Source organism: Roseobacter insulae (genome assembly GCF_019375555.1).
Taxonomy (GTDB): domain Bacteria; phylum Pseudomonadota; class Alphaproteobacteria; order Rhodobacterales; family Rhodobacteraceae; genus Roseobacter; species Roseobacter insulae.
Genome location: NZ_JAHXDN010000002.1, coordinates 269256 through 295988, shown reverse-complemented (window position 1 = coordinate 295988; position 26733 = coordinate 269256). Strand labels below are relative to the sequence as shown.

General features: G+C 61.9%; 26 protein-coding genes. 4 read left to right on the top strand and 22 right to left on the bottom strand.

Annotated features, from left to right (window positions below):
- The first annotated feature begins 98 nt into the window (after nt 1–98).
- Genes KX928_RS07580 through KX928_RS07570 form a run of 3 tightly spaced genes read left to right on the top strand, consistent with a single transcriptional unit; the run spans nt 99 to nt 3686 of the window.
- The gene (locus tag KX928_RS07580) at nt 99–2552 is read left to right on the top strand and encodes a ligase-associated DNA damage response DEXH box helicase (RefSeq protein WP_219500690.1); all 2454 of its coding nucleotides are present in this window, start codon (nt 99–101) and stop codon (nt 2550–2552) included.
- A gap of 40 nt (nt 2553–2592) precedes the next feature.
- Nucleotides 2593–3261 carry a ligase-associated DNA damage response endonuclease PdeM gene (gene pdeM, locus KX928_RS07575; protein ID WP_219500686.1) on the top strand — a complete coding sequence of 223 codons (669 nt, stop codon included), beginning with the start codon at nt 2593–2595 and terminating at the stop codon, nt 3259–3261.
- 5 nt (nt 3262–3266) lie between these two features.
- The gene (locus KX928_RS07570; protein WP_219500685.1) at nt 3267–3686 is read left to right on the top strand and encodes a PaaI family thioesterase; all 420 of its coding nucleotides are present in this window, start codon (nt 3267–3269) and stop codon (nt 3684–3686) included.
- Nucleotides 3687–3688: 2 nt separating this feature from the next.
- Here the strand turns inward: KX928_RS07570 and folD are convergent, their stop codons facing one another.
- The 17 genes from folD to ruvC form a co-directional block, all read right to left on the bottom strand.
- Entirely contained in the window at nt 3689–4591 is a 903-nt protein-coding gene (gene folD, locus KX928_RS07565) for a bifunctional methylenetetrahydrofolate dehydrogenase/methenyltetrahydrofolate cyclohydrolase FolD (protein ID WP_219500684.1), read from the bottom strand.
- 9 nt (nt 4592–4600) lie between these two features.
- Nucleotides 4601–5074: a hypothetical protein gene (locus KX928_RS07560; protein ID WP_219500683.1), complete on the bottom strand. Its 474-nt coding sequence runs from the start codon at nt 5072–5074 to the stop codon at nt 4601–4603.
- A gap of 102 nt (nt 5075–5176) precedes the next feature.
- Nucleotides 5177–6853 carry a formate--tetrahydrofolate ligase gene (locus KX928_RS07555; protein ID WP_219500680.1) on the bottom strand — a complete coding sequence of 559 codons (1677 nt, stop codon included), beginning with the start codon at nt 6851–6853 and terminating at the stop codon, nt 5177–5179.
- A gap of 147 nt (nt 6854–7000) precedes the next feature.
- Nucleotides 7001–7597, bottom strand: coding sequence for an MOSC domain-containing protein (locus KX928_RS07550; protein WP_219500678.1), 597 nt, complete (start codon nt 7595–7597; stop codon nt 7001–7003).
- 116 nt (nt 7598–7713) lie between these two features.
- On the bottom strand, nt 7714–9645 hold the full coding sequence (gene ftsH, locus KX928_RS07545; RefSeq protein WP_219500676.1) for an ATP-dependent zinc metalloprotease FtsH: 1932 nt from the start codon (nt 9643–9645) through the stop codon (nt 7714–7716).
- A gap of 80 nt (nt 9646–9725) precedes the next feature.
- Complete coding sequence (tilS, locus tag KX928_RS07540) at nt 9726–10973, bottom strand: tRNA lysidine(34) synthetase TilS (RefSeq protein WP_219500675.1); 1248 nt, start codon at nt 10971–10973, stop codon at nt 9726–9728.
- A gap of 4 nt (nt 10974–10977) precedes the next feature.
- Nucleotides 10978–11814 (bottom strand): tol-pal system protein YbgF, encoded by an 837-nt coding sequence (gene ybgF / locus KX928_RS07535; protein WP_219500666.1) that lies wholly within the window; start codon nt 11812–11814, stop codon nt 10978–10980.
- Nucleotides 11815–11818: 4 nt separating this feature from the next.
- Complete coding sequence (pal, locus tag KX928_RS07530) at nt 11819–12334, bottom strand: peptidoglycan-associated lipoprotein Pal (RefSeq protein ID WP_219500665.1); 516 nt, start codon at nt 12332–12334, stop codon at nt 11819–11821.
- 87 nt (nt 12335–12421) lie between these two features.
- Nucleotides 12422–13753, bottom strand: coding sequence for a Tol-Pal system beta propeller repeat protein TolB (tolB, locus tag KX928_RS07525; protein ID WP_219500664.1), 1332 nt, complete (start codon nt 13751–13753; stop codon nt 12422–12424).
- Complete coding sequence (tolA, locus tag KX928_RS07520; protein ID WP_219500663.1) at nt 13750–14865, bottom strand: cell envelope integrity protein TolA; 1116 nt, start codon at nt 14863–14865, stop codon at nt 13750–13752. Before tolA ends, tolB begins: the two co-directional genes overlap by 4 nt.
- Before the next feature lie 6 nt (nt 14866–14871).
- Entirely contained in the window at nt 14872–15369 is a 498-nt protein-coding gene (gene tolR, locus KX928_RS07515) for a protein TolR (RefSeq protein WP_219500662.1), read from the bottom strand.
- Between the two features lie 3 nt (nt 15370–15372).
- Nucleotides 15373–16068: a protein TolQ gene (gene tolQ, locus KX928_RS07510; protein WP_219500661.1), complete on the bottom strand. Its 696-nt coding sequence runs from the start codon at nt 16066–16068 to the stop codon at nt 15373–15375.
- A 99-nt stretch (nt 16069–16167) separates the two neighbouring features.
- Nucleotides 16168–16566, bottom strand: coding sequence for a tol-pal system-associated acyl-CoA thioesterase (gene ybgC / locus KX928_RS07505; RefSeq protein ID WP_219502045.1), 399 nt, complete (start codon nt 16564–16566; stop codon nt 16168–16170).
- A 327-nt stretch (nt 16567–16893) separates the two neighbouring features.
- Nucleotides 16894–17520, bottom strand: coding sequence for a hypothetical protein (locus KX928_RS07495; RefSeq protein ID WP_219500660.1), 627 nt, complete (start codon nt 17518–17520; stop codon nt 16894–16896).
- A gap of 49 nt (nt 17521–17569) precedes the next feature.
- Nucleotides 17570–18592, bottom strand: coding sequence for a Holliday junction branch migration DNA helicase RuvB (gene ruvB / locus KX928_RS07490; RefSeq protein ID WP_219500659.1), 1023 nt, complete (start codon nt 18590–18592; stop codon nt 17570–17572).
- 27 nt (nt 18593–18619) lie between these two features.
- Nucleotides 18620–19279 (bottom strand): Holliday junction branch migration protein RuvA, encoded by a 660-nt coding sequence (ruvA, locus tag KX928_RS07485; protein ID WP_219500657.1) that lies wholly within the window; start codon nt 19277–19279, stop codon nt 18620–18622.
- Nucleotides 19276–19782, bottom strand: coding sequence for a crossover junction endodeoxyribonuclease RuvC (gene ruvC / locus KX928_RS07480; RefSeq protein ID WP_219500655.1), 507 nt, complete (start codon nt 19780–19782; stop codon nt 19276–19278). The genes ruvA and ruvC overlap by 4 nt, the downstream gene beginning before the upstream one ends.
- A gap of 331 nt (nt 19783–20113) precedes the next feature.
- Here ruvC and KX928_RS07475 point away from each other — a divergent pair, with 331 nt between their 5' ends.
- Nucleotides 20114–20332: a DUF1127 domain-containing protein gene (locus KX928_RS07475; RefSeq protein WP_219500653.1), complete on the top strand. Its 219-nt coding sequence runs from the start codon at nt 20114–20116 to the stop codon at nt 20330–20332.
- 140 nt (nt 20333–20472) lie between these two features.
- Here KX928_RS07475 and KX928_RS07470 read toward each other — a convergent pair whose 3' ends face one another.
- The 5 genes from KX928_RS07470 to KX928_RS07450 form a co-directional block, all read right to left on the bottom strand.
- The gene (locus KX928_RS07470) at nt 20473–20817 is read right to left on the bottom strand and encodes a hypothetical protein (RefSeq protein WP_219500651.1); all 345 of its coding nucleotides are present in this window, start codon (nt 20815–20817) and stop codon (nt 20473–20475) included.
- Nucleotides 20818–20920: 103 nt separating this feature from the next.
- A complete protein-coding gene (locus KX928_RS07465; protein ID WP_219500649.1) occupies nt 20921–21796 on the bottom strand; it encodes a 50S ribosomal protein L11 methyltransferase in 876 nt (291 codons plus the stop codon).
- Nucleotides 21796–23187 (bottom strand): MATE family efflux transporter, encoded by a 1392-nt coding sequence (locus KX928_RS07460; RefSeq protein WP_257883626.1) that lies wholly within the window; start codon nt 23185–23187, stop codon nt 21796–21798. The genes KX928_RS07465 and KX928_RS07460 overlap by 1 nt, the downstream gene beginning before the upstream one ends.
- Nucleotides 23184–24425 (bottom strand): MFS transporter, encoded by a 1242-nt coding sequence (locus KX928_RS07455; protein ID WP_219500647.1) that lies wholly within the window; start codon nt 24423–24425, stop codon nt 23184–23186. Before KX928_RS07455 ends, KX928_RS07460 begins: the two co-directional genes overlap by 4 nt.
- Nucleotides 24426–24528: 103 nt before the next feature.
- Entirely contained in the window at nt 24529–26724 is a 2196-nt protein-coding gene (locus tag KX928_RS07450; protein WP_219500645.1) for a primosomal protein N', read from the bottom strand.
- Nucleotides 26725–26733 lie beyond the last annotated feature (9 nt).

Genomic DNA, 26733 nt, shown 5'->3' with positions numbered 1-26733 from the left:
CTCTCGATAGCCTTCGCCGACAGGGTGTGGTTGCACTCGCACCTCCATATGTCCCATTTGGCACTGGCTGTCGGCACAGGCTGCGCTACACTCACCGCATGCGCGCACTTCCAGAGCTTTTTCACAACTGGTTTGCTGAAAAGGGCTGGTCCATCCATCCCCATCAGCAGCAGATGCTGGACCGCGCCGACGCCCCCGCGCTGTTGCTTATTGCGCCCACGGGTGGCGGCAAGACGCTGGCGGCGTTTCTGCCAACGCTGGTTGATCTCGCGGCGCATCCGCACGACGGGTTGCACACCCTTTACATCTCGCCGCTTAAGGCTCTGGCCGCTGACATAAAGCGCAACCTGACGACACCCGTGACCGAGATGGGCCTGCCGATCCGTATCGAAGACCGCACGGGCGACACGCCCGCCAGCCGCAAAAAACGACAACGCGCGGATCCGCCCCACATCCTGCTGACGACGCCGGAAAGCCTCGCGTTGCTGACGTCTTACGAAGATGCGCCGCGCATGTTCAAAGGCCTCAAGCGGGTGGTCGTGGACGAGATACATGCCCTCGCGGAATCCAAGCGCGGTGACCAGTTGATGCTGGCGCTCGGGCGGTTGCAAAGCCTGTGCCCGCAGATGCACCGTGTCGGGCTGTCGGCAACGGTCGAAGACCCTCAAGCCATCGCCCACCTGCTGGCGCGCCACCCCGACCCCTGCTCAATTCTTCTGGCCGATCCGGGGCCCGCACCTGACATCTCGATGCTGACAACGCGCGAGGCACCGCCATGGGCGGGTGGAAATGCCGCCTACTCCATCCCCGCCGTCCTGGCGGAGGTGCGCAAACACAAGACAACGCTGATCTTTCACAACACCCGCGCGCAGGCGGAAATTTTCTTTCATAACCTGTGGCTTGCCAATGATGACAGCCTGCCCATCGGCATCCATCACGGCTCTTTGGACCGACAACAGCGTGAGCGGGTCGAGGGTGCGATGGTGCGCGGCGAACTGCGGGCCATCGTCTGCACCGGCAGTCTGGATCTGGGCATCGACTGGGGCGATGTGGACCTCGTCATCCAGATCGGCGCGCCGAAGAACGTCAAACGGCTCGTGCAGCGGATCGGACGCGCCAACCACCGCTACAATGCCCCCTCCAAGGCGCTGCTGGTGCCAGCTAACCGTTTCGAGGTTGTGGAATGCGTCGCCGCGCTGGAAGCGGTGCGCGCGGGCGCGTTGGATGGCGAGCCCCGGGGGCCGGGACCGCGGGATGTTCTGTGCCAGCATATCCTGATCACCGCTGCGGCCGGCCCCTTCGACGCTGGTGACCTCTACCGGGAGGTCACAACTGTCGGCGCTTATGCGCAGCTGTCCCGCGCGGCCTTTGATGCCTGTCTGGAATTCTGCGCCACTGGCGGATACGCCTTGCGCGCCTATGATCAATGGCAGCGGCTACAGCAGCGACCCGACGGCCTGTGGCAGCTGCGCGATCCGCGCGCCAGCCAGAAAATCCGCATGAATATCGGCACGATTCAGGACACCGACACGCTGAAGGTCCGGCTGAAACGAAACCGGGGCGGCAAACCGCTGGGCGAGATCGAGGAAGGCTTTGCCGCCTCGCTCACACCGGGCGATACGTTTTTGATCGGTGGCCAGATCGTGCGCTACGAGGGCTTGCGTGACATGACCGTGGAAGTCAGCCGGAACGCCGCCAAAAAACCCAAGGTGGCAACCTTCATGGGTACGAAATTCGCGACCTCGACCCAGCTGAGCGCACGTGTCGTCGAGATGTTTCAGCAGGACGGCTGGCCGCAACTTCCCGCCCATACCGCCGACTGGCTTGCCCAGCAGCGCCGCGTCAGCCAATTGCCGCAACCCGGCCGTTTGCTGATCGAAAGCTTTCCGCATGATGGTCGGGAACAGACGGTGATCTACGGGTTCGCGGGGCGCAACGGCCAGCAAACGCTGGGTCTGCTGTTGACAAAACGCATGGACGAAATGGGCCTGAACCCGATGGGTTTCGTGGCAACGGATTATGCAACGCTGATCTGGGGGTTGAATCGGGTCGACACCCCGGCGCCGCTCTTTGAACTCGACGCGCTGCAGGACGGGCTGGAGACGTGGCTGGCGGGGAACGCCGTAATGAAGCGCACATTTCGGGCCAGCGCCACCATAGCCGGCCTCATTCAGCGCAACACACCGTCGGCGCGGAAATCGGGACGTCAGGCGACATTCAGCTCAGATATTCTCTACGACACTTTGCACAAGTATGACCCCGATCATCTCCTACTGGACATCACGCGCGAAGAGGCGCTGCGCGGGCTGGTCGATTTTGGCCGGATCGAGGAAATGGTGAACCGCATCGAAGGCCGCATCGATCACCTTGTGCTGACGCGCGTCAGCCCCCTGGCTGCGCCTATGTTCCTAGAGATGGGGCGCGTGCCGGTGAAAGGCACGGCAGAGGAAAAGCTGCTGGCCGACGAGGCCGCACGCCTCATGGACAGCGCGGGCATTGCGGACATCACGCCACAACAGCCGGGCAACCCGCGCTGGCGCATGGGGTATTGAACCGCTTGATCTTGTCCTTTGGATGGGCGATGAACAAATCATGAACTCTCATGACTTTTCCTTCGCTGGCGCATCCCTCAAGGCACTGGGTTCGGGGGCTTTGTGGTGGCCGGATGAAGCGTTGCTGTGTGTCTCGGACCTGCATCTGGGAAAGTCCGAGCGGGTCGCCCGCCGCAGCGGGCAATCCCTGCCGCCCTATGAAACCCGCGACACGCTCAACCGGTTGTCCGCGGATCTGGCCGCGACAAATGCCCGTGTGGTGATCTGCCTTGGCGACAGTTTTGATGACCTGGCCGCAGCCAGTGCCCTGCCAGAGGAGGAACGGTTGTGGATCACCCGGTTGCAAGCCGGACGCCGCTGGATCTGGATCGAGGGCAATCACGACCCCGGCCCCATCGGATTTGGTGGTGACCACGTGCAGGACACCGTGATCGGACCACTGACCTTTCGGCATATCTCACATCCGGCAGCCACGGCCGAGGTATCTGGCCACTACCACCCCAAAGCGCATGTGCAGGCGCGTGGCAGGCGCATCTCGAGACCTGCTTTTCTATGTGACGACAGCCGGTTGATCTTGCCGGCCTTTGGCACGTACACGGGCGGCCTGCGGAGCGACGATGCAGCCTTGGCACGCTTGATGGACCCAAAAGCGCTTGCCATTTTGACCGGACCAGTGCCCACTTGCGTGCCAATGCCACGACAGAAATGACCGACATGGATGACATCGTCAGGACGCGAATTCGCGACAGTTTCAGCGCACAAAGCATGATGACCACGCTGGGGGCGCAGCTCGACAGTATCGCGGCGGGCGAGATCGTGATCACCGCACCCATCCTGCCCGGCGTCCGTCAACAGCAGGGGTTCGGCCACGCCGGGCTGACCTTTTCCATTGGTGACAGTGCCGCGGGTTATGCCGCGCTGACCACTCTGCCCATCGAAAACGAGGTCGTCACGGCGGAGATCAAGATCAATCTGCTCGCGCCCGCCCAGGGTGACAGGTTGCGCGCGACCGGGCGGGTGGTCAAACCCGGTCGTCGGCTGATTGTCGTGAGCGCGGAGGTTCACGCCCTGAAAGACGGCAACGCCACGCTGATTGCCATCCTGCAGGGAACAATGGTGCCAGTGTCCATCTGACGTCAGGCTGTCAGGCCTTCGGGTTCAGACAGACTGTTGGCGCGGCAACAGGCGGTGACCGTGTTGGCCAGAAGGCACGCGATGGTCATCGGACCGACGCCCCCGGGGACGGGCGTAATCGCGCCGGCGACCGCGGCGCAACTCTCGTAATCGACGTCACCCACAAGCAGGGTTTTACCCTCGCCCTTTTCCGGTGCATCCAGACGGTTGATGCCAACGTCGATGACGGTTGCGCCGGGTTTGATCCAGTCGCCCGGCACCATTTCAGGACGCCCGACAGCCGCAACGACGATATCGGCGCGGCGCACGACTTCCGGCAGATCTTTCGTACGGCTATGCGCGATGGTCACGGTGCAGCTGTCCCCCAGCAGCAGCTGCGCCATCGGTTTGCCAACGATATTCGAGCGACCGATCACCACCGCCTCCATGCCGCTGAGCGAGCCATGATGATCCCGCAGCATCATCAGGCAACCCAGCGGCGTACAGGGCACCATGGATTTCTGTCCGGTGCCCAGCAGCCCGACATTCGAGATGTGAAACCCATCCACGTCCTTTTCCGGCGCAATCGAGTTGATCACCAGATCCTCGTCGAGATGGCCGGGCAGCGGCAGTTGCACCAGAATGCCGTGGATCTCAGGATCCTTGTTCAACCGGTCGATCACTGCCAGCAGATCAGCCTCGGATGTCTGCGCATCGAGCTTGTGCTCCACCGATTTCATGCCCACCTCGACAGTCTGCTTGCCCTTCGAGCGCACGTAGACCTGGCTGGCCGGATCTTCCCCCACCAGCACAACCGCCAGCCCGGGCGTGATCCCGTGGTCCTGTTTAAGCCGGGTCACATGCCCCGCAACCTGCGTGCGGACGCGGGCGGCAAAGGCTTTTCCGTCGATGATCGTGGCTGGCATCTTGTCTTCCTACTGTCGTTTGAAATTGACCCTGTGGGCCCATGATTGTCCGTCGCTGATCACCAGTTCGTCAAACTGCATCAATTGCAGCAGATCGTAGAAGGTGGCGACATATTGCAGCTCTTCCTGCCGGAAGAAGCCACCGCGCCGAACACTGACGGTCAACTGCGCCAAGAGGGCGCGCGCGCGATAGAGCGTCGAGAAAACCTCATCATCAAGCGCCACCAGAACCAGCGTTTTCGAGCCTTCCCCCTTTGCGAAGAATACAAAGCGCGGGCTCTCCGGTGCTTCGAGCTGCGCGGCCGTCAGAACGTTCACGAAGTCGATGCGAACGGCTTTTCCGGCCCCCTGACTGGCCCTTACGACGCGGTCGAAGTCCTCTTCCGACGTCACTTCCGGGTAGTAATATCCGACGTAGCGGTCCTCGGCGGCAACGGCCCCTGCAAACAGCAAGGCGAACAGCACAGCAATCAATCTGGTCATCATGGTCTCCTTAAATGTCATGACGCTCAGCTTGGCGGGGTGATGGACGGGGGGCAACTGATTTTCTGCGCCCCCGCCGGACATCGTTGTGGCAGACTGGCCTCAGAACAGGCCTTCGACGTCACCATCAGCGTTCAGCCTGATGTTTTCGGCAGACGGCACCCGTGGCAGGCCGGGCATTGTCATGATCTCACCGCAGATCGCCACGACAAAGCCCGCACCGGCGCTCAGGCGCACTTCACGCACCGGGATGTCAAACCCTGTGGGTGCCCCCCGTTCATTCGGATCGGTGGTGAAGCTGTACTGGGTTTTGGCCATGCAGACCGGCAGGTTACCGTATCCCTGATCCTCCCAATCCTTGAGCTGGGTGAGAATTTTCTGATCCATCTGGGCGCTGTCGGCACGGTAAATCTTCGTGGCAATGGTGTTGATCTTATCCGCAAGGGTCATGTCATCCGGGTAGATCGGCGCAAAATTCGCCTCGCCCGCGTCGATGACTTCGGCCACCTTGGTTGCGAGATCGGCAGAGCCCTCGGAGCCCAGTTCCCAGTGCCGCGACAGGACCGCCTCGGCCCCCTGGCTGGCAACATAATCCTTGACCGCCTGCACTTCCGCATCGGTATCGGTGACGAAGTGGTTGATCGCCACGACCACCGGGACGCCAAAGGATTTGACGTTCTCGATATGACGCCCGAGGTTGGCACAGCCATTGTTCACGGCGTCCACGTTCTCGGCCCCCAAATCCGCCTTGGCCACACCTCCGTTCATCTTCATCGCACGCACGGTGGCCACGACGACCACACAGGAAGGCGACAGGCCCGCCTTACGGCATTTGATGTTGAGGAATTTTTCCGCCCCAAGATCAGCGCCGAAACCGGCCTCCGTCACAACGTAATCGGCAAGCTTCAACGCGGTTGTCGTCGCGATGACCGAGTTGCAGCCGTGCGCGATGTTGGCGAAGGGGCCACCGTGCACGAAGGCCGGGTTGTTTTCCAGCGTCTGCACAAGGTTCGGCTGCATCGCATCCTTCAGCAGAACGGTCATTGCCCCATCCGCCTTGATGTCGCGGGCAAAGACAGGCGACCGGTCGCGGCGGTAGGCAACGATCATGTCGCCCAGGCGTTTTTGCAGGTCATCGAGGTTTTTCGACAGGCAGAGGATCGCCATGACTTCGGACGCCACGGTGATGTCGAAACCGGCTTCGCGCGGGAACCCGTTGGCCACACCGCCAAGCGACGTGGTGATCTGGCGCAACGCCCGATCATTCATATCCACCACGCGCCGCCAGACGACACGGCGGGTGTCGATCTCCAGTTCGTTACCCCAGTAGATGTGGTTGTCGATCATCGCCGAGAGCAGCGAATGCGCGGAGGTGATCGCGTGGAAGTCGCCGGTAAAATGCAGGTTCATCTCTTCCATCGGCACGATCTGTGCATAGCCGCCACCTGCGGCCCCGCCCTTCATGCCGAAGTTGGGCCCAAGCGACGCTTCGCGAATGCACACGGCGGCTTTCTTGCCGATGCGGTTCAGACCGTCACCCAGACCGACGGTTGTGGTGGTCTTGCCTTCGCCCGCCGGCGTCGGATTGATCGCGGTCACAAGGATCAGCTTGCCATCGGGGCGGTCCTGAACAGAATTGATAAAAGACTGGCTTACCTTTGCCTTGTCATGGCCGTATGGCAGCAGGTCGTCGCTGGCGATACCCAGCTTCGCACCGATCTCCTGGATTGGTTTTTTCGACGCCTCGCGCGCGATTTCGATGTCGGTTTTGTGAGCCATGTGAGAATCCCCATTGAAGCGCCGCGCACGGCGAAGTTGCCAGCCAATGCATACGAGTGCTGCGCCCTCCGCAGAAGCGTGATTCCGACATTTCCAAGACTTGTTGCGGCGGCAAGGACAACAATCGTTTCTTTTCGGAAACGAATGTTACGTACGTGCCTCGCCAAAATGTGCCCAGACCGGCTGGTCAGGAATGTGCAGCGTGACGGCATCACCAACCGCAACCGGCCCCTCGCGTTCGACCCATGCCGTCACCCCGCGCCGGTCTTTTGCTGCGGTTTTGAAGGCGGCGCCGCTGCCGGATTTTTCGTTTTCAATCACCCGACCGGGCAACACGCAGGGGCGGTTTTCCATGTCCACGGTGATGGTGGCACCACTGGGCATCTGCAATCGGGAAGACGGGGGCACATGGGTGAAATCAGGGATGCCGCGTATTACCATCGACGCGCCAACCCAGGCCGGGTCAAACTCGCTCAAGCCCATCCGGTCCGCGATCTGCGCCAGTTCTTCAAAAGACAAAACGGACAGTTGCCGCACGTTGCGAATTTCGGTGCCCCGCGCATATTGCGCCTTTGTCCGTACGCAGGAGGGTCGGGTCAACCCGCCGTGGCATTCGCCCTCGATCCCGGTGAACGTCAAATCCGCGCTGCGCAGCGGCTCTGCGCGCAGCGTCTTGTCGCTGTCGATCACACGCCCCAGCCAGGTGATTTCTCCGGTGTAACTGGTGGGCATCAGAGCGGGCACGGTGGTCTCTCCTGTCAACGGTTGCAGCCCCTCAGACCAAAGTGCCGCTCAAAAGAAAAGGCCCTGCCGCAGCAGGACCTCATGATATTTTGTGACGCAGGTATCAGGCTGCGTGATCAGGTGGAGGGTTCGGGCTCCAGCCCGTCATCCGACGGCGGCGCTTTCTTTGCCTTGGCTTTCGCCTTCGCCTTTGGAATGCCCGTCACACTGGGGGCCGAGCCGCTGTCGGGTTTGTCCGCTTCATCCGCGGGCGGTACCGGCGGGTCACCGTTCATCACGCGCTTGATCTCATCGCCGGTGAGCGTTTCGTATTCCAGCAGACCCTGCGCCAGACGCTCAAACTCCGACTCGTTTTCCTTTATGATTTTCAGCGCCCATTCGTAACCGTCCTGAATGAAGCGCTGGACTTCTTCCTCGATCAGTTCCTTGGTGTTGGCCGACACGGAGAAGCCGGCCGTGTTGCCGGAGTAGCCTTCGGCGGCTTCGGAGTAGTCGATATTGCCAACCTTGTCGGACATCCCCCAGCGCAGCACCATCGCCCGCGCCAAAGCGGAGGCTTGCATGATGTCGCCCGCCGGGCCGTTGGAGACCGAGTCAGGCCCGTACTTGTGAATCTCCGCTGCCTTGCCGGCCATCATCATGGCCAACCGCTGGTGGCATTCATCCTTGAACATGTTGAGGCGGTCCATCTCCGGCAGGCTCATCACCATACCAAGAGCTCCGCCACGCGGAATGATCGTGGCTTTGTAAACCGGATCGCATTTCGGCAGCATCATCCCCACCAGCGCGTGGCCGGATTCGTGATAGGCCGTCATCTCCTTCTGTTCGGGCGTCATCACCATGGAGCGCCGTTCGGCACCCATCATGATCTTGTCCTTTGCGCTTTCGAAATCCGCCATCGCAACAAAACGCCGACCAACACGGGCCGCCCCCAATGCCGCCTCGTTCACCAGATTGGCAAGATCCGCACCGGAAAAACCGGGTGTACCGCGCGCGATGATCCGCAGGTCCACGTCCGGGCCCAGCGGCGTCTTGCGGGCATGCACGCCGAGGATCTTCTCGCGGCCCTTGATGTCCGGATTACCGACGGTAACCTGGCGGTCAAATCGTCCCGGGCGCAGCAACGCGGGGTCGAGAACGTCCTTGCGGTTCGTGGCCGCGATGATGATCACGCCCTCATTGGCCTCGAAACCGTCCATCTCCACCAGCAACTGGTTGAGGGTCTGTTCGCGCTCGTCGTTACCGCCACCGTAACCGGCACCCCGATGACGACCAACGGCATCGATCTCATCGATAAAGACGATGCAGGGCGCATTTTTCTTCGCCTGCTCGAACATGTCGCGCACACGGCTTGCACCGACACCGACAAACATTTCGACAAAATCCGATCCCGAGATTGTGAAGAAGGGGACACCCGCCTCGCCCGCAATGGCGCGCGCCAGCAGTGTCTTACCGGTCCCGGGAGGGCCTTCAAGCAGCGCCCCTTTCGGAATTTTCCCGCCCAAACGACTAAATTTTTGCGGATTTCGCAGGAACTCAACGATTTCTTCCAGTTCTTCCTTGGCCTCGTCGATGCCGGCAACGTCGTCAAACGTCACGCGCCCGTGCTTCTCGGTCAGCATCTTGGCCTTGGATTTGCCAAAGCCCATCGCACCGCCTTTGCCGCCCCCCTGCATCCGGTTCATGAAATAGACCCAGACGCCAATGAGCAACAGGAAGGGGAGAAGCGACATCAGGAAGGTCTGGAAACCGGACTGCTGTTGTTGCTCGGCACGCACCGGGATGTTGTTTTCAATCAAAAGCTGCGTGATTTCAGCGTCTTCTGGCTTGATCGCCACGTAGTCCACCCCGTCGGCCTGACGAAAGCGCACTTGCTCACCATCGAGCGTCACGTTGCTGACTTCGCCGGATTCGACCGCATTCACAAATTCAGAGTAGCTGATCTCTCTGCTTTGCAATGTGCTGCCGGGACCACTGAACAGATTAAACAGTGCCAGGATCAGAAGGAACAAAACGACCCAAAAGGCGATGTTGCGTGCGTTACCCAACGAATTTCTCCCAAATATGCGCGTGGTGCGAACCGTAATGATACCACCACCCGACTAAGATAGACACTGTACCGTCAGGTTCAATGCGATAAAAGCGCGGCAAAATAGGCTTTTTCGTCTTTCACGAGAGTTGCCCGCCACCCATTGGTGTAGCCAGCCAGCGGTGCCGCGACCAGAACCTGCCCATTCCAGACGGCTGGCGTTGCCAGAAGGACCTCTCTCATGTGGCCGGTTGCGCGCCAGTCTGGTACCTGACGCAACCCGTCTTCCCCCAAGGCACCGACATGCACTTGATCCGGGCATTTTTCCGCATCAACCCGCCACCGATTGTCCCATACGCCGGAAACCGCGCAGGTGACGGCGCGCACAGGATTGTACTCGCGGTAGATCCACAAACTGTCATCGCGACGGCGGGCGCGGCATCCATCCAAGGTGCCACTATCTCCGGCCTTCAGCGCTGCCATCAGCCGCAGCACGGCACGGCTGCGGGGCGGGTAATCCGCGCCGCTGATCCAGCTCAGAGCACGCAGAAAGATGCGGCGGGCCGTCTCTTCAGGCAATGCGTCGAACCCCTGCCAGTCAATCCTGAACGCGCCTGCCTCGACCGAGACGATGCCCTTTGCGGCGGCGGCTGCATGGGCGTTCAGCGCCTCACGTGCCCGCGCCATGTTCTCGGCAACCTGTGCGAGCGCGGGAGCATCGACGCCCAGAGGCTCCAGAACATCCAGCGCCTGTCGCATCTTGATCCGCTCGAAACCGGCATCATCGTTGCTGGGATCGTCCCGCCAGCTGAGGCCCCGCGCGTTCAGTTCCTGTCGCAATTCGACGCGGGATACATGCAGAAGCGGGCGCATCCAAGTCACGCCATCCACCTGGCGGCGCGGCGTCATCGCGGTCAGCCCGTCCACGCCGGACCCGCGGGCCAGTCGCATCAAGACGGTTTCCGCCTGATCATCCACCGTATGCCCCAACGCGATGTGAGATACGCCATGCGCCTTTGCCCAAGCCGTGATCAGCCGGTACCGTGCCTTGCGCGCCTCGTTCTGAAGGTTGCCCTGCCGGTCCCATTCATCCCAATGCAACACACTATGCGTCACGTTCAGGCTGGCGCAGGTCTTTGCAACAAAGGCAACCTCTTCCGCCGCCTCCGGACGCAGGCCATGGTTCACGGTCACAGCACGCAGCGCAATGGAATGATGCTGGCAAAAATCGTGCAGAAGGTGCAGCAGTGCCATTGAATCCCCCCCGCCCGACACGGCGACGCCCAGTGCAGAGGGGGGATCGGGCAGCAGGAATTTATCGACTTCACCGCCCAGATCACGACGCATTACATCACGCACAACCCAGTGATTGCATTTCCGCCCGCGCCTGTTCGACAACCGGGTCTGTCGGAAAACGCACGCCGACTTCACCAAGGGTCACGCAGGCCTCCTGCGTCTGACCCAGGCCACCCAGCGATTTGCCCAGGCGGTAGAGCGATTGCGCGGCCACAGGCCCGGTCGGGTCCACGCTGAAGCTGTTCAGGTAGGCGCGCGCCGCTTCGCGGGTATCGCCAAGCCCTTCCAGCGCCTCGCCACGACCCAGATCCGCACCCGCTGCGAGAGGACCACCGGGATACGTCTGGGTGAACGTCGCGAAAAGTTCCGCCGCCTGCTGGTAGTTTCCTTCCGCCAGCGCGGCCTGCGCCTTTTTGAAGTCTTCCTCTTCACCCATCGCCAGCTGCGTGCCATTGCCCTGGGTCAGGGCCGGTGCGGCCGCAGGTGCCGTTGCGGTGCCGGCTGTGGGCGCAGGCACATCACCGCCAAGTGTCGTGGTTTCCCCCAAAGCGGCAATATCCCCGCCCTCAAGCTCTACAAGACGAAACTCCAGATCACCGATCCGATTGGTGCCGTCCTCGACAATCCGATTGATCCTGAACTCCAGCTCTTCCGTCTTGGACGTCAGCCGCCGCATTTCGGTTTCGATCACATTTATACGGTCGAGCACCGACCCGCCGGTTGTTTCGACGGAGGCCGCGCCCGTTGTCGACAACTCACGCCGAAGCCGCTGTATCTCGACATACAGAACGGTCATCTCCTGCCGGATGTCCGCAAGCGTCTGCTGATCTTGGGCAGCCGCGCTTGTCGGCGATAACAGAACAAGGGTGGCGAAAACGGCCAGAATACGCATCGGATCAGCCTGTCAAACCACCGGCCAGCACAGTCACCGCGCGGCGGTTCTTGGCATAGCAGGCTTCGTTGGAACAGATCTCGATCGGGCGCTCCTTACCGTAGCTCACGGTGCGCAGCCGATTGCCGGCCACACCCTTGGAAACAAGGTACTCCATGACCGAATTCGCGCGGCGCGCGCCGAGCGCCACGTTGTATTCACGGGTGCCCTGCTCGTCCGCGTGCCCCTCGATGATCGCCGTGAAATCCGTGTTGGTCAGCAGCCAGTTCGCCTGTCCGTCCAGAACGACCCGGCCTTCATCGGTCAGGTTGGATTGATCCACGGCAAACAGGACCCGGTCGCCGATGGTCTGGTTGAAATATGCCGCCGAGGTGGGGTCATTGGCGCTGCCCGGGACGATTGCGCCGCCACCCGCGCCGATCCCGCCGGCTGTTCCGTCGGCGCCAAAGCGGCCCGGGTTGGTACAGGCGGCGAGAGCCAGCCCGGCGACGAGGAGAATGATTTTTGCTGTCGGTTTCATGTATACTGCCTCATGTATCCTGAGTGGGTGTTATTGTTTTGGTGACTTTTTACCACAGGCACGTGCTTATGGAAACGATTTCAAAGGCTATTTCTGCAAAGGCGACCACGACGGATCGGACCCGCCATCGGGGGTGCGCACGGGTCGGAGGTTGCGTCCGGAGATATCCACCGAGTACAGCGACGAACGTCCGCCCGCCCCCTGGCTTTCGCGGGTGAACATGATGACGCGCCCATTAGGCGCCCAGGTCGGCCCCTCGTCCAGAAAAGACGCCGTCAGTAGGCGCTCCTCGGCCCCATCGGTGCGCATCACCCCAATGTGGAACCGTCCGCTGTTCTGCTTGGTAAAGGCAATCAGATCGCCGCGCGGCGACCAGACCGGTGTGCCGTAACGGCCCGGTCCAAAGGAAATCCGCCGTGCCTCTCCTCCCGATGCCGGCATGATGTAGAGCTGCTGGGAACCGGAGCGGTCGCTTTCAAAGACGATCTGGCTGCCATCGGGCGAGAAACTGGGGGCGGTTTCAATCGAGGGTGCCGATGTCAGGCGGGTTGCACCGCCCCCGGCGACATTCATGGCGAAAATATCGGTGTTGCCACCCTGGCTCAGCGAAAACACGATGTTCTGACCATCCGGCGCGAACCGAGGCGCAAAGCTCATCGTGCCGTCCTGACTTTCGAGAACGCGGCGCTGGACGGAGCCCACGTCAAGCACGTAGATGCGGGGGAACCCGGTTTCATAGCTGGTGTACAGCACCCGGTCACCGCTTGGCGAAAAGCGCGGCGCGAGCACGATGGCGCTGCTATCTGTGAGGTATTGTACGTTCGCGCCATCGTAATCCATGATGGCCAGTCGCTTCTGGCGCGCATCTTTGTTCCCGGTTTCCGACACGAAGACCACGCGGCTGTCAAAGTATCCGCCCTCACCGGTGATCCGGCTATAGACCGCATCCGCGACTTTATGGGCCATGCGCCGCCAGCCGTCGGGCGTGCCGGTGAATTGCAGGCCTGAGCCCATTTCAGCGCCTGAGAACACATCGTAGAGGCGGAATTTCACCGTCAGCTGGTTGCCCTGCACGGCCACTGCCCCCGTGATCAGCGCCTGCGCATTGATCGCTTTCCAGTCAGCGTATTGGACCGGGTCGGCAAAATTGCTGACGGTGCTGATGAAGGCCGTTGCGGGGATTTCCCGGAACAGCCCGGTACCCGACAGATCAGCCGACACAACCTGACTGATCTGGGCCGCAAGGCCCGGCGCATCGGCAGTCTCCGCCTGAAAGACCGGCAGCGCGAAGGGCAACGGTTCGATGACACCCTCGGTGATCTCAATCCGCAGCGGACCGTCGCCCTGAGCCTGCGCTGATCCGGCGGACGGGGACACACATCCCAGCGTCACGGCAAGTACCATTCCCAGAAGTCTCATTTGATCCGCATCCTTTCGGGATTGAAGGTCATCTCAATATCCTGCCACTGGCCGTATTTTTCCACCGGCAAATCGAACCCTTTTGCGCCACATCTGATGATTGCGCGGCGGGCCGCCTCAAATGCCCGGCGCGCCGCCTGTTCGGACCCGCCAGAGCTTGACGCCATGCGGATCGAGGAGGTCACGGGTCGGGCATCCTGCGTCATCGACACGCTTACCACCACGGTGGTGTTCAGCGCGTCGGTCGACAGCGACCCCACGTTCCAGCAGCTGGACACCGCCACGCGCAAGGCATCCTTCTCGCCGGCCGACAGCGGCGGCCCCTGCGGCACCGCCGGAGCGGAGGAGTCTGCGGCCAGCGCTTCGGCGAGTGCCGAGGCGACAGCGTCTTCCGTGGTGTCCTCGGCTGGCGCGGCAGGTTCGGCCGCTTCCACTGGTTGCGCGGCCTGTTGCACCGGCGGGTCCGGGCGGCGCGCAGGCGGGCGCGCCGATTGCAGCGGCACGGCACTTGGCTGCTCGGCTTCGGTCACGATCTCGGTGGCGGCCGCTTCGGGTGCCGTTGCCTCCGCGGGGTCCTGCTGTGTCTCGCCCGACGCATTGGGCGTGACCGCCTCCTGTTCCACCGGATCGGGCCTTGCTTCGGGGTCGGGTTGCGCAATGGCCTCCGGCGCTACCCGCTCTGCCGCTTGCGGCACCGGCCTGTCGCTGACCTCCGGCACCAAAACGGCGACATCGGCGGGCGGATCGGGCAGAACCGGCGCCTGATCGCTGACATCTGCCTGCGGTAAAGCCGCGAGGTCGGAGACATCCGGCGCATCTTCGGTTGCAGGGGTCTGCGCCTGCTCGGGTGGTGTCTGCCCGGCTACCGGGTCCTCGGTTGCGGCAATCTCAGGGGCGTCGGGCGTTACCTCGGGACTGGAGGGCTGTGCCACTTCCGTTGTCGATTGCGGCGCCCTGCCAGCCGCGACCATAGCCGCGAATTCACTGCCTGAAATCACCGACACGGTGGTCGCTTCGAACGGCAAAGGTTCCGCAGCAAAAACGTCGCCAAAAATCAGCCATCCGATCAGAGCCACATGGCCCACGCCCGAGATATAGTGACCGGTGTGCACCGCGCCCTACCGATCTGCCCCACCGGCAGCACCATCCCGGCCGTCCAGTGTCGGGCCACCGATATCCGTCACCAACCCGATGTCGGAGAACCCGCCAGCATTGAGCGCGCCCATGACTTCCATGACCCGCGCATAGGGCACCGCGCCGTCGGCCCGCAGGAACACCTGATCGCTTGTGCGTTCCGCCGCAATGGCGCGAAGTTTCGGGATCAACTCACCACGCGCCGTCTCGGTTGTCTGGATCTGCAGGCCGCCAGCCGCGGTAATGGTAATCGTCAGCGGTTCTTCCTGATCCGCAGGCAAGGCGCCCGCCGCTGTTTTGGGCAGCTCGACAGGCACCCCGACCGTCAACAACGGGGCCGCAACCATGAAGATGATCAGCAACACCAGCATGACGTCGACGAAGGGGGTGACGTTGATCTCCGACATCGGCTGCGCCTTGGCGCGCCCGCGCCGCCGCCGGCGGGTACCTTCGCCCTGGGTCTGTATGACGCCCGCACCCATCGTTCAGCTATCCAGCTGGCGGCTGAGGATGGTTGCGAATTCGTCGGCAAAGGCCTCGTAGCCCGACAGGATCTTGTCGCAGTCCGCGCTCAGCTTGTTATAGTAAATCACCGCCGGGATCGCCGCCAGAAGACCCAGCCCGGTCGCCAGCAGCGCCTCTGCAATGCCCGGGGCCACAACCGCCAGGTTGGTGTTCTGCTGCTCGGCAATCTCGATGAAGGCATTCATAATGCCCACGACCGTCCCGAAAAGTCCGATGAACGGAGCCGAGGACCCGACCGTTGCCAAAACCGTCAGGCCGCCCCGCAGGTAATCTGCTTCCTTGTTGATGGCGACATCCATCGACCGGTCGATGCGCGATGTCGCCCCTGCGATCAGCCCGCCGTCATCCCGATGCGACCGACGCCATTCCGTCATGCCGGAGGCGAAAATCTTCTCCGAACTGCCGGAGGGCGCGGGGCCTACTGCTTCGAACAACCCATCCAATGGTTCGCCCGACCAAAAGGCCTGATCGAACTCCGCGGCCTCTGCACGGGCGCGGCGATAGATGATCAGCTTCATGACGATGATCGACCAGGACCAGAAAGAAGCCACGATCAGCATGATCATGACCAGTTTGACGATAAGGGTCGCGCGGGCAAACAGCCCCCAGAAGGAGAAATCAATCTCCTGCGCCAATGCTAGCGTTTCTGCTTCCATGATGCCTGCTCTTTACGTTTCACCGCTCCGGGCCGTTTTCCCGGCCTCGATTTCACGCGATTCTAACGAAGAACAACGGGGATTGCTATCACTATGCTGTCATGAGGCAACAGATATCGGCATTAAGCGGAGTTCTGCTGGCAATCGCACGGGCTTTCCACCCGCGCCGATGCAGGCAATCGTTACCACCGCGGCAAAGAGCACATCGCCATCACGAGACACGGTCTGCGCCATGACCATACGTGCCGGCGTCAGCTGCGTGAGCGTGGTCACCACGTCCAGTTCGTCATCGAAACGCGCTGGCTGAAGGTAATCCGCCTCAATGCGCCGCACGGCAAAGACAATGCCCCGCGCCTTCATGGCCTGCTGGTCGATGCCGATTTCGCGCACCCAGTCGCTGCGCGCGCGTTCGATATAGCGCAGGTAATTGGCATAATAGACGATGCCCGCCATGTCGGTGTCTTCGTAATAAACGCGAAGGGGAAAGCGGTGCATCAGCGCCCCTCCGGCCGGTGGCAGGCCGCGGCCCGCACGACCAGACCGCCTGTGTCGAAATACATCGTTTCAGCTGCCAGAACGCCATGGTGGTTCAGATAGGTGATCACCATCATCTCGTGTCCCTCAAAAACATCGGTAACCTCGAAGGCGAGGTTGGGCTGCGGCGCAACGCGGCTCGGCCGTCAATCTGCCCCGTCCCCACCCGCGCGACCGCCTTGCGCGAGCAAAAGACCACGTCATCGCGGTAATGCAACAAAATGCGGTCGAGGTCATGGCTGTTCCAGCCCGCCTGCCACTCGCGCGCGAATTGCTGATAGTTGACCTGCGTCATTGCATCTGCCCCACCCGTGCTGCAAGACGCAGGGCGTGGCTCGGATCCTGTGCGACAGCAGGCATGACCGGATCGTAAGCCGCGCGGATGAGTGCCGCGATGTCCGGTCGCAAGATCGTTTTCTCACCCGCAACGGCCAGGGCGGATCTTGATCGGAACGCAGTGTCCGACCACAGCAACACCGATTGCACGGTCTGGCTGAGGGCAAGGGTTTCAGCCGGAACAGCACTTAAGTCGGCGTCCATACGCAGGAAGACGAAACAGGCCTTGATCGCGCCCTCGGGGTCAAAGTGGAACACCCGGTACTGATTGGCCTCCACCGACGTCAACCGGGCAACCAGCGAGGCAAGTTCAGGGATCAGCCGGTCCAGGCCGGGTACATCGCGCAATTCGTCCCAGTCGCGAAAAAAGAACATCATGAGATTGCTGCCCAGTTCGGGATCGGTCTCCGCCATCCTGTGGCCGGACAGAACCATCACAGCCTCCAGCGCGCCCTTGACCACCGAAAGCGTGTCATCGGTGACGCCAAAGACAATCGGCGCAATCGGCCGGCCCCAACGGGCAAAGGCAAACGCCCCATCCTCCCGCGTGAAGAGCGCCTCGATTTCAGTGGCGTCCAACATCAGTTTCTCTGGTTCATAAATATCCCCGCCGGAGGCATAAAACTGCCCGCTATGCGCCAAAAAGATCGCTCTGGCTCTTGGGTGGCCGCATGCCCAGATGCGCCCATCCCTTGTGTGCCAGCATCCGCCCGCGCGGCGTGCGCTGGATCAACCCCTGTTGCAGCAAAAAAGGTTCGATGACTTCTTCCAGCGCGTCACGGCTTTCGCTGAGCGCCGCACTCAGCGTCTCGATACCGACAGGACCACCGCCGTAGTTCTCCGCGATCAGGCCCAGATAGCGCCGGTCCGCGCCATCCAGTCCCAGATGATCCACCCCCAGACGCGTCAGCGCCATGTCCGCCAAATCTCGGGTGACGGTACCATCGCCATCCACAAGGGCAAAATCCACCACGCGCCGCAGCAATCGCCCGGCAATCCGGGGGGTGCCGCGCGCCCGCCGCGCGATCTCCCGCGCGCCGGCTTCATCGGCAGGCGCCCCAAGCTTGCGGGCATTACGCTCGACGATAATGAACAGCTCGTCCTCGGTGTAGAATTGCAACCGCGTCGGGATGCCGAAACGGTCGCGCAGCGGCGTTGTCAGCAATCCCATCCGCGTGGTGGCCCCCACCAGCGTAAACGGCTGCAATTCGATCCGCACGGTGCGCGCCGCGGGGCCTTCTCCAATGATCAGATCCAGTTCGAAATCTTCCAGCGCAGGATAGAGCACCTCTTCCACCGCCGGGTTGAGCCTGTGTATCTCGTCGATGAACAAGACATCGCGCGCCTCGAGGTTCGTGAGAATGGCGGCCAGATCACCGGCTTTTGCCAGAACCGGCCCGCTGGTCATACGAAAGCCCACGCCGAGTTCACGCGCCATAATCTGCGCCAGGGTGGTCTTGCCAAGGCCGGGCGGGCCGTGAAACAGGGTGTGATCCATCGCCTCGCCCCGCTGCCGCGCCGATTGTATGAAGACGCGCAGATTTGCGCGCGCCTCCGCCTGACCCACGAATTCACCCAGCATCTGCGGGCGCAACGCGCGGTCGGTATCCTCGGGCAAGGGTTCTGGCCGAACGGTGGGGTCGATATCGCTCATCTGCACTCCTGCAAGGCTCCGCTCACCCTAGCCCTTCGGGGCCAGCAGTTTCAACGCCGCCCGGATCAGCGCAGGCGTCTCTGCGTCGGGTGCGTCACCCGCAGCCTGCGCCACCGCCCCGGCCGCATCACCGGGCGCGTAACCCAGATTTGCCAGCGCCGACAAGGCGTCGGCCTGCGCCGAGGACGCACCGGTTGGTGTCGATGACCGCGCGACCTGTGTCTCGACCATCTGCGCGGCTGTCTCCCCCGTTGCATCGGCAACCGTCCCGCCCATCGCCATGACACCCGGCGCCTTGTCCTTGAGGTCCAGCACGACCCGCTGTGCGATTTTCGGGCCCACGCCCTTGGCGGCCTTGACCGCATTCCAGTCTCCCAGGGCGATTGCGCGGCTCACCCCATCAGGCCCCAGCGTGCCAAGGATCGCCAACGAGGCCTTTGCGCCGACACCCTGCACGGAGGTCAGAAGCCGGTGCCATTCCTTTTCAACCAACGTGGTGAACCCGAAAAGCTGCAAAAGGTCCTCGCGCACCAGCAGATCGGTAAAGAGCGCAACTGTTTCACCGACCCCGGGCAGGGCCGCCATCGTGCGCTCCGAGCAATAAACCAGGTATCCGATGCCCTGCACGTCGATCAGCAGGTGATCCGCGGCCCGGTAGTCAATCCTGCCGGTAATCTTGCCGATCACGCCCGCGCCCTTTCGATAGCGGCGCTCAGTCCGCCCGCACCGCTGTGATGCGCGTGACAGATCGCGATGGCCAGTGCGTCGGCGGCATCCGGTCCGGCAATTTCGGCCCCGGGCAATTGCATGCGCACCATATGAAGCACCTGTGTCTTATCGGCATGACCAACGCCCACCACCGCCTTCTTGACCGTGTTGGGCGCATATTCTCCCACCGTGATACCGGCTTGTGCCGGCACCAGCATGGCAATGCCCCGCGCCTGGCCCAGCTTCAGGGTGGCCGAGCCATCCTTGTTGACGAAGGTCTGCTCCACCGCCGCCTGATGCGGGGCGAACTCCGATATCACGTTGGAAAGCTGTGTATGCAGGGACAACAGGCGCTGTGCCAGATCATCGCCGGTCGAGATACAGGTGCCGTTGGCCACGTGGCTCACCCGGCTTCCCGCGACGTCGATGACCCCCCAACCGAGGTTTCGCAACCCCGGATCGATGCCGATAACCCGTATCATAGGCCCTGCCCTGACAATTTGTTTCTTTTTTTACGCATTAGCACGAAAGGCGAACATGGGCCAAGGACTTCCTTTTTTCGACGTGCCAACAGCTCAGATGCACCGCAAGCCTGGCTCATGTGTCAAAAACGTCGAAAGCAGGTCTGTTTTCGACACATCAAAACACTGTTATTCTTTTTATTTACCGTGGGTTAACCAACAACCCGACCCATGCATTGCGTGCATATCAAACATGCAATTTCACATCTTGCTCAAAAATCGGGCAAGTCCTATCTGCCAGCTATCACACACCGGCATGACCGGTTCACAACCTTGATAAAGGACGGCTACAATGGCTATTTTTGACACCACCCGCACCACATACGGCACTGCAACTGTTGTAAGCCGTTTCTTCGGCCTCGTGAACAACGCAATCGCGTCCATCGTTGCATGGAACGACGCCCGCGTGACCCGCAACGCCCTGACATCCCTGTCTGACCGCGAACTGCTGGACATCGGACTCAACCGCGCTGACATCGACTATGTCGCGGAAAGCAACATCATCCGCTAAGCAGCTGCCTTTCTCACAGCTGCGCGACAAGAAAAAGCCGCTTCCCCAATTTCGGAGAAGCGGCTTTTTTACCAGTTGAACATCGTTGGAGGGACGTTCGTTCACACACCCAAACGGCGGCTGAAGCCGTTCGTACAAATTCAGGGCAACATCTTCACGATGTTTTCGGCCATGTAGCGCGAGACAGGATCCGCCTGCATCACCCAGGCTGCGCCGGTCTCGAAAACCGTGCCGGAGGACAGCGCCTCTATTCTGCTCTCATAGATACCCAGGCCGGTTGTCACGATCATCAGCGCTTTGAAAATGAGGACACCCGCAACAGCGGCAACGACCGCACGAGGGCGGATCGGAAATTTCGCGCGCTTTGGTTCAACTGTAATCAGGCCGTCTTTACCGATCCGGGCAACATAACCGCGCGCAAGCTTTCTGTGCTTGTCACTGACCACGGCAACGCGTTTTTCGAACTGAGCGTATGTATCGGACATCACACTCTCCTGACAATCAGGCCCCCACCGGATTGCCACAAAAATGCTTAGAAAATGCGTAAAATTCAAGGAAATTTGGCTAAATGTGGCGAAAATTGGGCGATTAAGGCACATCTCTACCCAGGGTAAGCGTCGTCCAGTCAACAATCTCTTCGCGGTGAATGAGATTGATGCCGACCCCGGCATAAACGGCGATAATCTCATCGGCCTGTTCATTTAGTATCCCGGATAGAATCGCATATCCGCCCGGTGTGAGATGCCTGGCCATTTCAGGTGCCAGGGCAATCAGCGGGCCTTTCAGGATATTGGCGAAAACCAGATCGAACGGGCCGGCCGCCAGCAGGTCGGGATGATCAAAACCCGCCGCTTCAACGCAGGTCACACGCCCCTCAAGACCATTCGCCTTCACATTCGTACGAGCCACCTCGACCGCCACTTCATCGATGTCGCTGGCCAGAACCGGATGCGGCCACAGGCGGGCCGCAGCCATGGCCAGAACGGCCGTGCCACATCCGATGTCCACGACGTTGCGACCAACAAAGCCCGTGTCCGCCAGCCTGTCCAGCGCCTGCAGACACCCAAGGGTCGTGCCATGATGCCCGGTGCCAAAGGCCATTGCCGCTTCGATCAACAGCGGCGCCACACCGTCCGGCACTCTGTGGGCATCATGGCTGCCATAGACATAAAAACGCCCCGCCGCGACCGGCGCGAGTTCCCGCCGCACATGGGCAACCCAGTCGGTTTCCGGCAACTCCGACACGACAAATGGTCTGGCACCCGTGGCAGCCGCCAGAAGCGCAAGGGCCGTTTCATCCGGCGTTTGCGCGAAGTAACCGCCCACTTCCCACAGGCCGGAGCCGTCCTCCACCTCGAACACGCCGATACCCGTGGGTTCCGGCTCCAGGTTTTCCAGCGCATCCCCCAGCTTCTCGGCCGCAGCCTTGCCAGACAGGGTTGTGAGGGCGGTGAAGGTCGGCATCAGCGTCTCCGGTATCGGTCGGGGTTCGGGTAGGGCCGTGGCGGTGGAAGGTCAAGCGCTTCCGGGGCGATGGGCCGCAAGGCCCGCACGAACCGCCAGCCCCAGAACGCGGAGACCAGCCCGATCAGGGCGCTAGCGGCGGCTTGTCCGTAGATCACGCCCGGTGCGCCGTAGAGCGTCGCGAGAAAGGCCGCCGTGGGCCAGCTGAGCACGCCGTCCTTCAGCCAGTTCACAAGTGTCGAGCGTCCCGGTTTTCCCAGATTGTTGAATGCCGCGTTAGAGACAAAGAGCGCACCAACGAAAATGAACCCGCCAACGCCAATGGTAGAGAACGCATACACCACCTCGGCCCCCTGCCCGGTCAGTCCGAACGCGGCGACCACGTAGGGCGTTGCCAGCAGCAATATCGCCCAGGTTGCCAGCGTGTAGATCAGGCAGAATATCAGCGCGTCGCGATAGGTGGTGCGCAGCCTGTCGCACTGGCCCGCGCCGAAATTCTGGCCGAAGATTCCGCCGATGGCGCCGGACAGGGCGAAAATGCCGCCAAAAGCCACCACGGTCAGCCGCCCGATCACGGCCCAGGCCGCTACGGCGTCATCGCCAAAGGGGGCCATGACGATGGTCAGGAAGTAGTTGCCCGCAGGCGTTGCCAGTTGTGTGGCAATAGCCGGGATCGCCACCAGCATGTAAGGGCGCAGAACCCGCAGGAGCGACCGACGATCAGGCAGCGCGATCAGGCGATGCTGATAGGCCGCGAAATAGAGGCCCAGCACCATAAGGGCGATACGAAAGGCAAAAAGCCCGATGGCCGCACCGTCCAGCCCCCACCGCAGCCAGAAGATCAGGATCGGGTCCAGCACCATCAGCAACGCACCGGACAGCAACGTGACATACATCGCCTTGGCCCCCAGGCCTTCCGCCCGCAAGGCACCCGACGCGATCATGCCCACCGCCATGAAGACAAGCGAGGGCATGGTGATCCCCAGATACCGGGCCGCCAGGGCCGCTGTCTCGCCGGATGCCCCGGCCAGATGCACAAGGTCATGCCGAAACACCACCACCAGGGCCGCAATACCCGCCTGAATGCAGGCCGCAATAGCCGCCGCGGCACCCGCCTGCTGGCGCGCCGCGGCCCGGTCACCCGAACCGATGCTGCGCGAGATCAGCGCGGTTGCCGCAATCATCAGACCCACGCCGGAGGAGACGGAGAAGAACTGGATTGCAAAGGCAAAACCAATTGCCGCCACAAGGGTCTGATCGCCCAGTTGCGATATCCAGAGCAGGTTTGCGGCATCCACCAGAAAGACGAACGTAATGCCCATCGCGCCAGTGGCCGTCATGCGCATCACATGCCCCATGGTGGAGCCCGTCAGAAACCGCGCGTCGTTCATTCCGCCGCTGCCGTCACCGCCCGCGAAAAGATGGTTTCGTGGCCCTTTTGAGGGTGTCGCGGGATCATTGTGGCCAGTGTCAGCGAAACACCGGCCATTGCCGCGGCCAGCAGGAAGACGACCGCCGGAGATACCAGCCACAACAGCCCCAGAAGGACGGGCAGAAAGACCGCAGCAATGTGGTTTATCGTAAAGGCCACAGCCGCTGTGGGGGCAATATCACCCGGGTCACCGATCTTCTGGAAATAGGTTTTCATCGCCAGCGCGAGACCAAAGAACATGTGGTCGATCACATATAGAAACGCCGCGACGTGAAAGCTCCAGTCAAAGAAATAAACGCCGCCGTAGGCCAGAAACACGCAGACCAGACCGGTATATTCGAACACCAGCGCATTGCGTTCGCCAAAGCGCGCGACAATCTTGCCCAGAAACGGGGCCACGCACATGTTGATCACCAGATTGACCAGATAAAGGCCCACGACTTCGTGCACTTCGAACCCGAATTTCTCGACCATCATGAACCCGGCGAACACCATGAAAATCTGCCGCCGCGCGCCCGACATGAACTGCAGCGCATAGTAAAGCCAGTAGCGCCTGCGCAGCACCATCCTCTTGATCTGCGGGTGCGGTGCCTCGAATTGCGGATAGACCAGAAGCGCGAAAAGCGCGATGGCGCAGGTGAGGCCACCCCCGACCATGAAGACGATGTTGTAGGTCAGCCCCAGCGTCTCCCACAGAACCATAATGACGAAATAGACGATGAACGTAGCCGCCGATCCCGCAGCGAGAAGCCAGCCGAGAATTTGCGGCGCCTGGTCCTTGGGAAGCCATTGCAGTTGCAAGGACTGATTGACCGTTTCGTAGTAGTGAAACCCGACCGAACTGAGAAAGGTCAGCAACAGGATGCCGCTCAGTTGCGGGAATTGTGCCGTCAGGGCCGTCGCCGCACCCAGCAGCATCAGGGATACCAGCCCCAGTATCTGCTCGCGCACGAAGATAATGACCGCGATCACCCCAACCGCCAGAAAACCCGGGACCTCGCGAATGGTATGCAGCAGCCCGATGTCCGCGCCGTCAAAAGACGCCACTTCCTTCACGAAGTTATTGAGCAGCGCATACCATGTAAAAAAGGCAATCGGCATTGCAAATGCCATCAGGAACAGCAGCGTTATCGGGCGTCGCCACAGCGGCAGGCCCATGGCACTGTCCAGAGACATGATGTTGCGGAGCTGAGACATACCGCAGCCATATGCCTTTTGCAGACCTTTGGCGAGGCACAAAAACGCACAGCAACTGTCCGCAGTCTGCGCCCCCCGCGACAAGCGCGTCCTGCCTCGCCGTTCAGTAAAAGCTCTGCGGATCGATATCGACGGCGAGGCGCAGGTCGCCTTTCAGTCGGACCTGTGCAACCCAGCGGGCGAGAGCCTCCTGCAAGGGCGCGGATTTTTCTGCCTTGACCAACAGCCGCACGCGATGACGACCGCGAACCCGCGCAATCGGGGCCGGTGCCGGGCCAAAGACCTGCGCACCGATGGCGCGCAACGGCGCGTCCTTGCGGGCCAGCAGATTGCCCGCATCAAAGACGGCGGCCACGTCCGGTCCGCTCAGGATGATGCCCGCCATCCGGCCGTAGGGCGGGACACCTGCGGCCTCCCGCTCACGCGCCTCGGCGGCCCAGAACCGGTCTTCGTCGCCTGCCAGAATGGCGCGGATCACGGGGTGCTCCGGCTGGTAGGTCTGCAACAGCGCCGCGCCGGGCTTTTCCGCGCGTCCGGCCCTGCCCGCAACCTGCCGCATCAGTTGGAATGTCCGCTCCGCCGCACGCAAGTCCGAACCCTGCAAGCCGAGATCGGCGTCAATGACCCCGACCAGCGTCAGCTTGGGAAAGTTGTGGCCCTTGGCGACCAACTGGGTGCCGATGATGATATCGGCAGCGCCGTCGGCGATCGAGGCGATCTCGGCCTTGAGCGCACGTGCGGACCCGTACATGTCGGAACTCAATGTTGCGATCCGGGCGTCGGGAAACAGGGCCGCCGCTTCTTCTCCCAGGCGTTCGACACCCGGGCCGACCGGGGCCAGCCGCCCTTCTGCACCGCATGACGGGCAGTCCTGCGGCATCGGCTTGGTCTCGCCGCACTGGTGGCATACCAGCCGCTTGAGAAACCGGTGCTCGACCATGCGTGCATCGCAATGATCACAGCCGATCTGGTGACCGCAGGCGCGGCACAGGGTGATGGGCGCATAGCCGCGACGGTTAATGAAGAGCAACGATTGCTCACCTGCTGCAAGCCGCGCGTCGACTTCTGCTTTCAGTTGCTCGGATATCCAGCGATCCGATGGCAACCCTTCGGCGCGCATGTCCAGCGCCCGCATCTCCGGCATCACCGCAGGGCCGAAGCGGGAGGTCAGTTCCAACCGTTGATACTTGCCTGCCTGCGCATTGGCCCAGCTTTCGAGACTGGGCGTGGCCGACGCCAGAACCACCTGCGCACCGCAGATGGACGCCCGCAGCACCGCCATGTCCCGCGCATTGTAGAGCACGCCTTCTTCCTGCTTGTAGGAGGTATCGTGCTCTTCATCGACCACGATCAGCCCGAGGTTCTGAAAGGGCAGGAACAGGGCCGAGCGCGCGCCAATCACAAGCTGCGCATTGCCTTGGCCAACCATGCGCCAGATGCGTCTGCGCTCGGTCATCGTGGCGCCGGAATGCCATTCCGCCGGTTTTGCGCCAAAGCGTTCCTCGACGCGGGTCAGGAATTCAGCGGTCAGCGCGATTTCAGGCAACAACACCAGAGCCTGGCGACCGGCCCGCAAGGCGGCAGCCACCGCTTCAAGGTAGACCTCGGTCTTGCCCGACCCGGTGACGCCACGCAGCAGGGTTGTTCCGTATCTCTCCGATTTGACAGCCTGCGCCAGTTGCGCGGCACCTGCGGCCTGATCTGCAGTCAGGTCCTTGCCGGGCAGCGCCGGGTCCAACCGCGGAAACGGCAGATCGCGCGGGCTGTCTTCTTCCACCACGGCACCCTGAGCCACCAACCCCTTGACCACGGACGTCCCGACCCCGGCCATCTCGGCAAGCTCTCTGAGGGTAAACGCAAGATCGCCGTACGCACCCAACGCGTCCAGAACCTTGCGCCGCGCACTGGTCATCTTGTCCGGCTCAGCGGTGCCGCGCCGGTAGATCTTGCGCATCGACGGCGGATCGCCCAGCCCGGGTGCGCGGGTGGTCAGACGCAGCATCGCAGGCATCGGCGTCAACGTGTATTCGGCGGCGCGCTCCAGAAAAGCACGCAATTCGGCACGCATGGGTGCTGCATCCAGCACCCGGATCACGGACCGGATTTTTGCCGGATCGAAATCGCCCTGACCCGCCCCCCAGACGACGCCCAATACTTTGCGCGGGCCCAACGGCACCTCGACAAAAGCCCCCAGATGACAACCGCCTTCGGGTGCGCGATAATCCAGCGCACGGCCCAATGGCTGCGTTGTAAGCACTCCGATCAGGTCACCAGAATCGTAGAAATGCGGCTGACTCAACGAGAGTGC